Genomic DNA, 13,241 nt, shown 5'->3' on the forward strand with positions numbered 1-13,241 from the left:
CTACACCCACGTCCGGGGGCGGTAACGGTTGGCCCGTTCCACCAGTTCGATCCTCTCCTCGCCGCCGGGCGCCAGCCGGGCCAGCGTGCGGTAGGCGCGCTCCAGGCCGAAGCGCAGGCCGCGCTCGTCCAGGCCGCTGCCCAGCAGCACCCGTCCGCCGGTCGCGGGCAAGGCGCCCTGACCCCCGGAGAGTATCCAGTCCAGCGCCGAGCCGAGCACTTCCGCCGACAACTGCTCGCGCCGGGCCGGGTCCAGACCGTACGCGTCCAGCGCCTCGACCTGCCGGGCGGCGGCCGTCAGGTCGTCGAGGAACGCCACGTCACCGGGGGTCGCCATGCGCTGTCTGAGCCGGGCCCGGACGGCGGCGACCCGGGCGGCCGTGTAGTGGATGGAGGACTCCGGCACCGACTCCAGGGTCCGCACGGCGCCCTGCCGGTTGCCGGCCGCCAGCTGCACCCGGGCGAGCCCGAACGCGGCGCTCACATAGCTCGGGTCGGTCGCCCACACCAGGTGGTAGTACTCGGCGGCGTTGTCCAGCTGGCCCAGCACCTCCGCGCACAGGCCGAGCGCCAGCTTGGGCGCTGCCTCGCCGGGGAAGGCGTCGTAGACCGCGTCGAAGGCGAGCGCGGCGCCCTCGAAGTCGCCGGTGACCAGCGCGGCCACGCCCCGGTACCACACCACCCGCCAGTCGTCCGGCCGTTCCTCCTCCAGCTGGGCCAGGCTCATCAGCGCGGCCTGGTGGTCGCCGCTCTCCAGCCGGGCCCGGGCCTGCCTGAGCCGGGTCTCCACGGTCCGCGTGGGCGCCGCGTCCAGCGCGCTGATCAGCTCGCCCGGCGCCGAGGCCAGCAGGCCCGCCAGGAAACCGGCGTTCGGGTCGTTCGGATCGACCAGCGGGAACGGCAGGGCGAGGGCGGTGGCGGGGGTGTCGACGGGCCTGACGAGCGCGGGCGGGGGCAGGGCCGGGGCGGCGGGCGCGGACCTGCGCACCGGGCGTGCCCCGAGCCGGGACACGTCGCCGTCCAGGCGGGGGAACAGCTCCCGGTCCGTGACCCTCACTTCCGGCCCGAACAGGGTCGACAGGGCGGGCCGGGGCTGCCCGGTCTGCAGCGCGACCACCTCGCGGAGCACGCCCGTCAGCTGCTCGGCCATCTCCTGCGCGGAGGCGAACCGGCGGGCCGGGTCGGGGTCGGTGGCGCGCACCAGCAGCCGGTAGAAGGACTCGTAGCGGCGGAAGACGCCGACGGTGTCCGGGTCGGGCAGGGAGTCGGCGTACACGTTCGTGTAGCCCTGGAAGTCGAAGGTCAGCACCGCGAGCGTGCGGGCCACCGTGTACAGGTCGCTCGCCACCGAGGGGCCGACCTCGGCGACCTCCGGCGCCTGGTAGCCGACCGTGCCGTAGATCGCCGACTCGTCGTCGTCCATCCTCCGGACCGCGCCCATGTCGATCAGCTTGAGCTGGTCCTCGGTCTGGATGGCGTTGTCGACCTTGAAGTCGCAGTACAGCAGGTTGCGGCTGTGCAGGTGGCCGAGGGCCTCCAGGGCCTCGATGCCGTAGGCGCAGGCCTGCTCCACCGGCAGCGGATCGCGCCTGCCGTCCGGTGTCCGGCGGGCGTTGGCGATCTCCTTCAGGGACTTGCCGCCGACGTACTCCATCACGATGTAGCCGTCGAGGGAGCCGGTGCGCTGGTCCAGGTGCTCCACAAAGTTGTAGATCCGCACGATGTTGGCGTGCTCGATCTCCGCGAGGAAGCGCCGCTCGGAGATCGCGGCGGCCATCGCGTCCTGGTCGCCGGTGTCGAGCAGGCCCTTGAGCACCACCCAGCGGTCGGAGACGGCCCGGTCCACGGCGAGATAGATCCAGCCGAGACCGCCGTGCGCCAGACAGCCCGCGACCTCGTACTGGCCGTGCACCACGTCCCCGGCCTTCAGCTTCGGCACGAAGGAGTACGGATGCCCGCACTTGGTGCAGAAACCCTCCGTACGGCCCGGGCGGTTGCCGCGGGCCCGCCCCACCGGCGCCCCGCAGTCCGAGCGGGAGCAGAACCGCTTCCGCTCCGGCACCTCCGGGTTCTCCAGCACCATCGAGCGCGGGTCCGGCCGGGGCACCTGCGGCACATGCACCAGACCGGCGCCGAGCCGTCCGCGCGTCGACGCCCCCGACGACGAACCCGAGCTGCGCACCGACACCGAGCGTCCGCTGGACCGGCCGGACAGGGACCGCGAGAGCCGTCCGGACACCGAGCGGCGCGACTTCGACGACTGGGACGACGAACGCGAACCGCCGCTGTCCACCGCGCCCTTGGCCACCCCGGTGGGCGCCGAGCCGACCATGCCCCTCGCCGAGACCACGGGCGCGAGGCCGCAGGTGTCGCAGTACAGCTCGCCGCCGCCGACGTCCTCGTACGACCCCTCGCAGCCCGGCCGCTGACAGCTCTGCCCCGGCTGGCTCATGGCTGGTCCCCCTTACGGTCCTCGGGCGCGCTCGCGCCGAGCAGTTCGGCCGCCGCCTTCTGGTAGCGCAGCACGGCCTGTTCGGCCACCCGCAGGTCGCAGGGCGCGCTCCACAGCATCCGCCGGGCCGCGTCGTACCGCTCGACCAGCATCGGGTCCTCCGCCAGGCCGTGCCGGGCCACCTTCGCCTTGTAGGCGTCGAGCCGGCCGCGCAGCTCGGCGCGGACCGCGAGCGGGGCGGTGACGGCGGTCAACTGCTCACGCGCGCGCAGCAGTTCGTCCTCCGCCTTCTGCTCCAGGGACTCCAGCAGCGGGGAGAGGCGGTGCCACTGGCCCTGCCTGCGGTACTCGGCCGCCGTCGCCAGCTGCTCCTGGAGCACGGTCGGCGGGCCGCTGACCACCGGCACCTCGGTCGCCGCGATCTTCGCCAGCACCTCGCCGCGCGCCGCGCGGGCCTCGGCGAGGGTGCGGTCGGCGCGCGAGAGCAGGTCCCGCAGCCGGATCAGCCGCGCCTCCGCGTCCTGCCGGACCTGCAGCACGGCGTCGATCTCCCGGCGCACGTCCTCCAGGGCGCGCGCCTCACGGTCGTACACCGTGGTGTCCGGACGGCCGCCGCCGGGCGCCGAACTGCCCTCGGCCGGCACCCAGAAGGCCAGCGGGTCGGAGATCACCTCCGCGCGGAGCCTGGTGAGCGTGCGGGTGATCCGCTCCAGGTCGTCGCCGGCCGGGTGCTCGCCGGGGCGCACGCCGACGGAGTGCGCGAGCTTGCGGGTGCGCTGCAGTTCCGCGGCGAGTAAATCGATCCGCGCGGGCAGCGCCGACCACACCGCGTCGGCGGCGACGACCAGGTCCAGGCTCGTCGCGTACAGCTCGTTCATCCGGTCGACCAGGCCGGACAGCGTGAACGACTCGCTGAGCGTGCCGTCCCCGGCCACGGTGACGGACTCGCCGCGCAGCAGCTCGGTCAGCTCCGCCAGGTCCTCGCGGCTGGACCAGCGGCGCCGGGCGCGGATCTCCCGGGCGGTGCGCAGCGCGGCGGCGTAGGCGTCGAAGTACCCCCACAGCCGGGTGATCCGCGCCTCCGTGGCCTGCCAGCGTTCCCTGGTGACCCCGGTCAGTTCGGCGCCCTCGAGAAGTCTGCGGCCCGCGTGGTCCTGCAGCGCCAGCAGCGAGGTCTCGATCGCCTCGTGCTCCTGGCCGAGCCGCGCCAGCGCACGGTCCACCTCGTCCCGGTCCATCACCGGCCCGGCGGGGTCCGTGACGCCCATCGATCACCTCTCGCTGCTCGTCTGTTCCGGTCGTCTTCCCGGCGTCCCTCCGGGTCGGATGCGGCTCAGCCCGTCCGCAGGTACTGCGGCGCGGGCGGCTTGGACGCCGAGGAGTCCTTACCCAGTGTCGCCGACAGCCACTTGTCGTACGACGCCTGCCAGCCGCCGGCGCGGTAGCCCACCAGAATGCGATTGACCCGGCGTACCAGATCGGAGGCGTCCTTCTTCATCGCCACGCCGTAGTACTCGGTGGTGAACGCCCCGCCCTTCAGTTCGACCGTCGGGTCCTGCGCGGCCTGGCTGGCGGCGAGCGCGCCGTCGGTCACCACCGCGTCCACCTCGCCGAGTTGCAGCCTCACCAGGCAGTCCAGCTGGTTCGGGACGGTGGTGGAGATGTCGGCGGTGGCGGGCAGGGCGCCGCTCTTCCTGTCGGCGTCCAGCTTGGCGTACGCCGTCGAACCGGCCGCCGTGCAGATCCTCTGGTGCGCCAGTGTGCCGTTGTAGCCGGTGATGGACGACGACTTGGGGGCGAGGACCTGCTGCCCGGTCTTGAAGTAGGGCGCGGAGAACGCCACCTGGGACAGCCGGTCGCAGGTGATCGTCATGGTCCGCACCACCATGTCCACCCGGCCGTCCTGGATCGCGGAGATCCGCTGGCTGGTCGGGATCGCCTTGAACTGCACCGCGTCCGGGTCGCCGAGGATGTCCTGGGCTATCCGGTGCACCAGGTCGATGTCGAAGCCCTCCAGCTCCGCGCCGGGGGTGTTGGGGTTGCGGTAGCCCCAGTGGTAGCTGTTCTGGTCGACGCCGACGATCAGCTTGCGCCGGGCGCCGGTACGGGACTTGATCGCGTCGATCGTCGGCCCGTCGGCGCCGGACGGCGCCAGGGTCTGCTTCTGCGCCTCGGAGTCCGTGCAGTCGCTCGCGCGGGCCTGCACCCCCGCGGCGACGGCCTGCCCGGAGCGCTGCGGCCGGTGCGGGGCCTGCTGGGTGCACGGCAGCAGCAGCACGAGGCCCAGTGCGAGCGCGCACAGCACCGCCATCGCGCCGACGCCGCCCCAGCCCCGCAGGGAGGCTCGTACACGCGTCGCGTACATCGTCAGGCCTCCTGTCACCGGTACTCCGAAAGTCTGCGGCCGACCCCGGCCAGCGCGCCGGCCGCGCCGAGCACCGCGAGCACGGCCGCGCCGACCGGCAGCCCGGTCATGGCGTCCCGTCCGTCGCCGGCGGCCCGCGCGAACTCGTCCTGCTCGTGCCCGATCGCCTGGGCGAGGTTGCGGTCGACGCTGTCGAAGCACTCGCCGGTGGCGCCCTCGGCGCCGATGACCTTGTCCAGCGCCTGCTGGAAGTTGCCGTTCTCGTCCTCGGTGCGGGCGGCGGCGTGGCGCTGCTTCCACACTGCCATGTTGCCCTCTGCGGCCTTCACCGGCGTGGTGCCGCCCCGGTCGTCGGCGAGCTTCTCGGCGCGGGTCAGACCGTCGCCGAGCACGGTCATGTCCTTGTCGAAGTCGTAGTAGTACGCGTCGTACGTCCGCCCGCCGACCGTGACGGTCTCGGCGCCGCGCGCCACCAGGCTCAGGTTCTCGTTGCCGCGCGCCTTCAGGGAGGCGATCCGGGCGTCGTGCAGCACGGTCAGGGAGCGGATGCCGTGGTCGTAGGAGCCGTTCAGGTCCGAGCGGGCCACCATGTGCCCGACGACCAGCCACAGCAGGGCGATCGCGGTGGCGGCCGACGCGGCGACCAGGCCGTGGTTGAGGACGCGGTTGGTGCGCCGGTACATGCGGTGCTGGGCCCAGCCGAGCGCGGCGAGCGCGAGCACGCCGAGCGCGATGGCGAGCCACGGGTACGGCGTGGCGTCGCCGTAGTCGGCGTCGAGCCGCTGGTTCTCGGTGGTGTAGAGATCCTCCGCGGCCGGGAGCATCTCCTTCTGCATCTTCTCGTTGGCGTACCGCAGATACGCGCCGCCGACCGGGTACCCCTGCCGGTTGTACGTCCGCGCCCGCTCGATGAGCCCCTTGTACTCGGGCAGCAGCCGGTTCAGCCTCGCGATGGTGGCCTCGGACGCCGATCCCGGCTCGGCGTTGGCGGCGGCCGTGACGAGGCCCCCGGCGGCGGTCCGGATGTCCTTCTCGTACCGGTCCCGGGAGGCGGCCGTCTCCTGACCGCCCGCCAGGAAGGCGCTGGAGGCGGCCGTGTTGGCGTCGGCCAGCGAGCGGTAGATGTCGGCCGCGCCGGAGCTGAGCGGCTGGCTGCGGTGCAGCACGTCGTCGGCGGCGGCCGCCCGCTCACTGGCCTGCCAGGCGGTGACCGCGCCGAACACCACGACCAGCAGCGCCAGTACGGCCCCGATGATCCGCAGCCGGCCCGGCTCGGTGGTCGCCGCGGACCGCAGCCGGTCGACGCCCTCGGCGAACGCGGTCCGCCGGGCGGCCGGCGCGGGGGAGCCGGCCGGGACGGGGCGGCCGGGCTGCGCGGGGATGCCGGGGGCGGCGGGCAGGCCGGGACCCGCCGCCGGTGGTGCCGTACTGCTCTGCGGCGCGTGTGTCACTCGACCTCCCCCAGGGCCATTCGTCGCCGCTCAGTATCGCGGCACGCACCGGCCTCCGCACCGGCCTTCACTGGATCTTGATCGGATCGCAGTGTGCGCTGTCCTTGAAAACGCCCTGTGCACCTGTTCGGTTCCGCTGGGGCGGCTATCCCGTCCAGTACCCGCGCGCCCGCTCCTGCGCCTGCGTTCCCGCGCCCAGCCGGTCCAGGCCCAGCAGGGCCGCGCCGAGGACCGGGCTCGCCGTGACCACGCGGACGTCGGCCTTGGGGGCGCGGGCCGCCAGCAGGTCGCGGACGGCGTCGTCCAGCAGGGCGTGACCGGCCGTCAGGACGCTGCCGCCGAGCAGGACCGGCGTCTCCTCGTCGAGCAGGTCCAGGCGGGTCAGCGCCACCGTGGCCAGCACCGCGACCTCCTCCGCGAGCCGGGCCACGATCGAGCGGGCCACCGCATCGCCCCCGGCGGCCGTCGCGAACAGCACCGGGGTCAGCTCGTGCCGGCGGTCGTGGTCGATGTGCTCCAGGTGCAGCGCCTCGATGAGCGCGTACATGGTCGGCAGTCCGAAGTGCGCGGGCAGGTCGCGGCTGAGCGCGGTCGGCTCGCCCCGGCCGTCCTCCGCGCGCGCCGCGAACCACAGCGCCTCCTCCGCCAGCCCCCAGCCCCCGCCCCAGTCGCCGGAGATGCGGCCGATCGCCGGGAAGCGTGCGGTACGGCCGTCGGGGCGCATGCCGACGCAGTTGATGCCCGCCCCGCACACCACGGCCACACCGCGCGGCTCGGCGACGCCCGCCCGCAGGATCGCGAAGGTGTCGTTGCGCACGGTCACCGAGCCGCCCCAGCCGCGCGCCCGCAGCGCCGCCGCCAACTGCTCCTCCTCCACCGGCAGATCGGCGTTCGCCAGGCAGGCCGAGACATGGCTGACCGAGGCGACGCCCGCTGCGGCGAAGGCCCGCGCGACCGGGTCCGCCAGCGCGTCCAGCGCCGCCGCCACCCCCACCGCGGGCGGGCGGAAGCCGCCGCCGCGGGCCGTGGCCAGCACCTCCCCGGCGGCGGTGACCACGGCCACGTCGGTCTTGCTGTTGCCCGCGTCGATCGCGAGTACCCCCGCGGGAGAGGATGAGGTCAGGCCCACGCGAGGTGCTCCCGGTTGTGTGCGACGAGCTGGTCGGTGAGGTTCTCGGCGTAGGCGTACTGGCCGATCAGCGGGTGGGCGAGCAGGGCGCGGAAGACGCGGTCGCGGCCGCCGTGCAGCGCCGCCTGGAGCGCCAGGTCCTCGTACGCCGTCACGTTCGCGACCAGCCCGGCGAACAGGGGGTCCAGGTCCGGCACCGGCAGCGGGACCGGCCCGCAGGGGCCGACCGCGGCCTGGACCTCGATCACCGCGTCGTCCGGGAGGAAGGGCAGGGTGCCCTTGTTGACGGTGTTCACCACCTGGTACGGGCTGCCCGCCCCGCCCAGCAGCGCCGCCGCCAGGTCCACGGCCGCCTCCGAGTAGTAGGCCCCGCCCCGCTTGGCGAGCAGCGCCGGCTTCTCGTCCAGGGCCGGATCGCCGTACATCGTCAGCAGCTCCCGCTCCATCGCCGCCACTTCGGCGGCCCGGGACGGCTTGGTGCGCAGCTCCCGCACGACCTCGTCGTGGGCGTAGTAGTAGCGCAGGTAGTAGGAGGGGACCACGCCCAGCCGGTCCAGCAGCGGGCGCGGCAGGTGGAGGTCGCCGGCGATCGCGTCGCCGTGCTCGGCGAGCAGTTTCGGCAGGACGTTCTCGCCTTCCGGACCGCCGAGACGCACACCGGTCTCCCACGTCAGGTGGTTGAGGCCCACATGGTCCAGATGCACATCCGCCGGGGCGACACCGAGCAGGCCGGCGAACTTCCGCTGGAAGCCGATCGCCACGTTGCACAGGCCGACCGCCCGGTGCCCGGCCTGGAGCAGGGCGCGGGTGACGATGCCGACCGGGTTGGTGAAGTCGATGATCCAGGCACGGGGGTTGGCCCGGCGGACCCGTTCGGCGATGCCGAGGACGACCGGGACCGTGCGCAGCGCCTTGGCGAGGCCGCCCGCGCCGGTGGTCTCCTGCCCGACGCAGCCGCAGGTGAGCGGCCAGGTCTCGTCCTGCTCGCGGGCCGCCTGCCCGCCGACGCGCAGCTGGAGCAGCACGGCGTCGGCGCCGTCCACGGCCGCGTCCAGGTCGGCGGTGGTGACGATCCGGCCCGGATGGCCCTGCTTGGCGAGGATACGGCGCGCCAGGCCGCCCACCAGCTCCAGGCGTTCGGCGGCCGGGTCCACGAGGACGAGTTCCTCGACGGGCAGGGTGTCCCGCAGGCGCGCGAAGCCGTCGACGAGTTCGGGGGTGTAGGTCGAGCCTCCGCCGACCACGGTGAGTTTCACAGTCGGATCAACCCTTTACTCCGGTGAGGGTGACGCCCTCGACGAACGCCCGCTGGGCGAAGAAGAACACGAGGATCACGGGGGCCATGACCAGCACGGTCGCGGCCATCGTCAGGTTCCAGTCGGTGTGGTGGGCGCCCTTGAAGGACTCCAGGCCGTAGGACAGGGTCCAGGCGCCGGGGTTCTCGGACGCGTAGATCTGCGGGCCGAAGTAGTCGTTCCAGGCGTAGAAGAACTGGAAGAGGGCGACGGCGGCGATGCCCGGCCGGGCCATCGGCAGGACCACCTTCAGCAGGGTCCTCAGGTCCCCGCAGCCGTCCACCTTCGCCGCGTCCAGGTACTCGTTCGGGATGGTCATCAGGAACTGGCGCAGCAGGAAGATGGAGAACGCGTCCCCGAACGCCATCGGGATGATCAGCGGCCACAGCGTGCCGGACAGGTCCAGCTGCTTCGCCCAGAACAGGTACATCGGGATGATGACCACCTGCGGGGGCAGCATCATCATCGAGATCACCAGCATGAGCGACAGGTTGCGGCCCCGGAAGCGGAACTTGGCGAGCGCGTACGCCACCGGGATCGACGACGCCACGGTGAGCACGGTGCCCAGGCCCGCGTAGATCAGCGTGTTCTTCCACCAGGTCAGGAAGCCCGGAGTACGGAGCACGCTCTTGTAGTTGCCCCACTCCCAGGTGTGCGGGATCAGATCGCGGCTGAGCGCCTGGCTGTCGCTCATCAGCGAGGTCAGGAAGACGAACACGAAGGGCAGGGTGAAGAACAGCGCGGCGGCGACGCCGAGGGAGTGGACGGCGATCCACTCCAGCAGGGCCCGGCGCCGGGCGGTGCGCTCGGCGGGCGAGACCGGCGCCCGCAGTTCCACCGGTTTGTCCAGTACCTGGGTCATGGTCAGTCACCTGCCTGGACGAGACCGCCCCGGCGTCGCATCAGCAACCCGGTGAACCCCATCGACAGGGCGAACAGCACCAGCGCCACCACACAGGCCGAGCCGTAGTCGAAGCGCTGGAAGCCGAGGTTGTAGACGAGCTGGGGCAGGGTGAGCGTGGACTTGTCGGGGTAGCCGGGCTCGAACTGGGTGCCCGCGCCCTGGATCACCCCGGAGGCGACCTTCCCGGCGATCAGCGGCTGCGTGTAGTACTGCATGGTCTGGATCACGCCGGTGACGACCGCGAACATCACGATCGGGGAGATGTTCGGCAGCGTGACGTACCGGAACCGCTGCCAGACCGAGGCGCCGTCCAGCTCGGCCGCCTCGTACTGCTCGGCCGGCACGTCCAGCAGCGCGGCCATGAAGATCACCATGAGGTCGCCGATGCCCCACAGGGCCAGCAGGGTGAGGGCCGGCTTGGACCAGGCGGGGTCGTTGAACCAGCCCGGCGCCGGGATGCCCGCCTTCTCCAGGATCGAGTTCACCGGGCCGGTGCCGGGGTTGAGCAGGAAGGCGAAGGCCATGGTGGCCGCCACCGGCGGGGCGAGGTAGGGCAGGTAGAACAGGGTGCGGAAGACGCCCGTCCCCGTCTTGATCTTCGTGATGAGCAGGCCGATACCGAGCCCGAAGACGACCCGGAGGGTCACCATCACCAGCACCAGCCACAGGGTGTTGCGCAGGGCCGGCCAGAACAGCGGGTAGTGCTCGAAGACATAGGCCCAGTTCTTGCCCCCGCTCCACGTCGGCGGCTTGAAGCCGTCGTAGTGCATGAAGGAGAAATAGACCGTCGAGACCAGCGGGTACGCGAAGAACACCGCGAACCCGATCAGCCAGGGCGACATGAAGGCGAGAGTCCGCAGTGCCGACCGGCGGTGCCTGGACGCCAGAGTGACCGTGCTCATCGGCTACTTCGCCTGCGCGATGTCGGTGTCGATCTGTGCCGCCGTCTTCCTCAGGCCGGCCTTCAGGTCGGTGACCTTGCCGCTTTCGTAGTCGTAGCCGAACTGCTGGATCGTCACGAGGTACTGGCCGCCGTTGACGGAGGCGGGAGTCGTGGCGGAGTAGGGGTTGGCGGCGATGTCCAGGAAGGTCTTGAAACGCGGGTCGTACTTCAGCTTGGGGGATTTCAGCGCGGCCAGCGTGGAGGGGACGTTGTGGATGTCGTTGGCGAATCCGACCACCGCGTCCGTGTCCGTGCTGACGTACTTCACGAACTCCCAGGCCGCGTTCTGCTTGTGGCTGGTGGCGGCGATGCCCGCGATGGTGCCGGTGATGTAGCCCTTGCCGTACTGGTTCACCTGGTCGTCGGGCACGGGCAGCGGGGCGACCCCGATGCCGAACGCCGGCTTGGCCTGCTCGGCCATGCCGAGCCGCCACTCGCCGTCGAGCTGCATGGCGACCTGGCCGGTGTGGAAGGGGTGCTTGGGGCCCCATTCGTCGCCGAGGGTGGCCCGGAACCTCTCCAGCTTCTGGAATCCGCCGAGTTCGTCCACGAGCCGCTTCTGGAGTGCGAAGCCCTGCTGGAACGCCGGGTCCTTGGCGAGGTCGGACTTGCCGTCCTTGTCGAAGTACGTCGGCGAGAACTGCGCGAAGTAGTGCTCCGTGGTGGATTCCCAGCCGTGGTAGTCCGGCATGAATCCCAGCTGCTGGTAGCCGTCGCCCTGCGGAATCGTCAGCTTCTTGGCGTCGGCCTCGAACTCGGACCAGGTCTTCGGCGGACGCGCGATGCCGGCCTTCCGGAACGCGGTCTTGTTGTAGTAGAGCCCGTAGGCGTCACCGAGCAGCGGCACCGTGCAGCGGTTGCCGTCGAACTGGGTGTACTCGTTCATCGGCTTCGGGAACGTCTTCTCCGGGTCGATCCCCGCTTTCTTGAAGAAGGGGTTGAGGTCGACCAGCGCGCCCGAGGAGCAGAACTTGCCCACGTTGTTGGTGGTGAACGAGGAGATCACATCCGGCGCCTTGTCGCCGCCGGACCGCAGCGCCTGGTTGATCTTGTCGTCGGTCATGTTGCCGACGACGTTCACGTGGATGTTGGGGTGCGCCTTCTCGAAGCCGGCGACCAGGGACTTGACCGCCTTGACCTCGTTCGGCGCGCTCCAGGCGTGCCAGAAGTTGATCGTCGTGTCCTTCGAGGCGTCGTCCGTGGCACCGGAGCCGGGCTGCCCCGTGCAGGCGGAGGCGGCGAGCAGGACGGCGCAGGCGGTCAGGGCGAAAGCCGCTTTTCGGGCAGCTGAGGGTACGGCTTCGGGCATGGCGCGGTCTCCCAGCGGGACGGGGTGGGTGAGAGGGGGGCCTAGCGCGAGGTGTCGAAGACCTCGTCGCGGGTGGTGCCGAGCGCGGACTCCAGCGCGCCGCGCAGGACGGGGTGTTCGTGGACGTCGCCGACGACCAGCCGGGGGCGGGCCGCGGCCAGCTCCGCCAGCTCGGCCTGGACGAGGGCGCGCAGCACCTCGCCGCCGGCCGTCAGTGCGGTGCCGCTGAGGACGACGAGTTCGGGGTCGAGGACGGAGACGAGCGAGGCGAGACCGGTGGCGAGCCGGGTCGCGTAGGTGCGCAGCAGCTCCCGGTAGGGGCCGGTGGCGTGGTCGGCGGCGCGGGCGACGAGGGCGGCGGCCACGTCCGGGTACGGCCCCGACGGCACGTCCGCGATGCCGAGTTCCCGGGCCAGCTTCGGTACGGCCTGGGAGCCGGCCAGCTCCTGGTAGCCGCCGCTGTTGGCCTTGGTCACCTGCCGCACCAGGGGCGTGCCCGGCACCGGCAGGAAGCCGACCTCGCCGGCGCCGCCGGTCCAGCCCCGGTGCAGCCGGCCGCCGAGGACCAGGGCGGCTCCGAGCCCCTCCTGGTTCCACAGCAGCACGAAGTCGCCGTGGCCCCGGGCCGCCCCGAGCCGCTGTTCGGCGAGGGCGACGAGGTTGACGTCGTTCTCGTACTCCACCGGCATCGGCAGGGCGGCGGCGAGCTCGTCGAGCAGGCTGGGGGAGTGCCAGCCGGGCAGGTGGGAGGCGTAGCGCAGCCGGCCGGTGTTCGGGTCGAAGGCGCCCGGGGTGCCGATGACCAGCCGGTGCACGTCGGAGCGGGCGAGACCGGCGGCCTTGACGGCGCCGTCGAGGGCGTCGGTGACCTGCTGGACGACGGGCTGCGCCGGCCGCCGTCCCGGCGTGGGCAGTTCGAACTCGCCCACCGTGCGGCCGGTGATGTCGGCGACCGCGGCGCGGATGCGGGTGGGGGTGACGTCCAGCCCCGCGGCGTACGCGGCGCCGGGGTTGACCGCGTACAGCTGGGCGTTGGGGCCGGGGCGGCCCTCGCTGGTGCCGGTCACCCGGACCAGCCCGGCCGCCTCCAGGCGGGCCAGCAGCTGGGAGGCGGTCGGCTTGGACAGGCCGGTGAGCTTCCCGATCCGGGTGCGCGACAGCGGACCGTGCTCCAGCAGCAGGTCCAGGGCGGCGCGGTCGTTCATGGCGCGCAGCACGCGCGGGGTGCCCGGCGTACCGGCGGTTCCTGCCATGGGTCGACACCTGCCCTTCCAGCCGCCCAGCTTCTCAGCGCCCCGGCGGGAACGTCCAGTCTTGGATCACTGGCCGACCGGAGATCACTGTTAGGAAACTTTCCTATTGGCGTGGGAGGAACGTAAGCCCAGGACGAAGGG

General features: G+C 72.3%; 10 protein-coding genes. All 10 read right to left on the reverse strand.

All coding sequences use genetic code 11. The annotated features are described in order from the left end of the window. Entirely contained in the window at positions 1-2,451 is a 2,451-nt protein-coding gene (locus OG956_RS23240; protein ID WP_330339919.1) for a serine/threonine-protein kinase, read from the reverse strand. Then, positions 2,448-3,719 carry a hypothetical protein gene (locus OG956_RS23245; RefSeq protein WP_330339920.1) on the reverse strand — a complete coding sequence of 424 codons (1,272 nt, stop codon included), beginning with the start codon at positions 3,717-3,719 and terminating at the stop codon, positions 2,448-2,450. The genes OG956_RS23240 and OG956_RS23245 overlap by 4 nt, the downstream gene beginning before the upstream one ends. Before the next feature lie 65 nt (positions 3,720-3,784). Next, positions 3,785-4,816 (reverse strand): glutamate ABC transporter substrate-binding protein, encoded by a 1,032-nt coding sequence (locus tag OG956_RS23250; RefSeq protein WP_330339921.1) that lies wholly within the window; start codon positions 4,814-4,816, stop codon positions 3,785-3,787. Between the two features lie 14 nt (positions 4,817-4,830). Further along, positions 4,831-6,267: a hypothetical protein gene (locus OG956_RS23255; protein ID WP_443065594.1), complete on the reverse strand. Its 1,437-nt coding sequence runs from the start codon at positions 6,265-6,267 to the stop codon at positions 4,831-4,833. Between the two features lie 145 nt (positions 6,268-6,412). Continuing rightward, on the reverse strand, positions 6,413-7,396 hold the full coding sequence (locus tag OG956_RS23260; RefSeq protein ID WP_330339922.1) for an N-acetylglucosamine kinase: 984 nt from the start codon (positions 7,394-7,396) through the stop codon (positions 6,413-6,415). Then, positions 7,387-8,652 carry a 6-phospho-beta-glucosidase gene (locus OG956_RS23265; protein WP_330339923.1) on the reverse strand — a complete coding sequence of 422 codons (1,266 nt, stop codon included), beginning with the start codon at positions 8,650-8,652 and terminating at the stop codon, positions 7,387-7,389. The genes OG956_RS23260 and OG956_RS23265 overlap by 10 nt, the downstream gene beginning before the upstream one ends. A 7-nt stretch (positions 8,653-8,659) precedes the next feature. Then, on the reverse strand, positions 8,660-9,553 hold the full coding sequence (locus OG956_RS23270) for a carbohydrate ABC transporter permease (protein WP_330339924.1): 894 nt from the start codon (positions 9,551-9,553) through the stop codon (positions 8,660-8,662). A gap of 2 nt (positions 9,554-9,555) precedes the next feature. Then, the gene (locus OG956_RS23275) at positions 9,556-10,497 is read right to left on the reverse strand and encodes a carbohydrate ABC transporter permease (RefSeq protein ID WP_330339925.1); all 942 of its coding nucleotides are present in this window, start codon (positions 10,495-10,497) and stop codon (positions 9,556-9,558) included. 3 nt (positions 10,498-10,500) lie between these two features. Beyond that, entirely contained in the window at positions 10,501-11,847 is a 1,347-nt protein-coding gene (locus tag OG956_RS23280) for an ABC transporter substrate-binding protein (RefSeq protein ID WP_330339926.1), read from the reverse strand. Positions 11,848-11,888: 41 nt separating this feature from the next. Continuing rightward, complete coding sequence (locus tag OG956_RS23285; protein ID WP_330339927.1) at positions 11,889-13,100, reverse strand: ROK family transcriptional regulator; 1,212 nt, start codon at positions 13,098-13,100, stop codon at positions 11,889-11,891. Positions 13,101-13,241 lie beyond the last annotated feature (141 nt).

The organism is Streptomyces sp. NBC_00557, from assembly GCF_036345995.1.
Classification (GTDB): domain Bacteria; phylum Actinomycetota; class Actinomycetes; order Streptomycetales; family Streptomycetaceae; genus Streptomyces.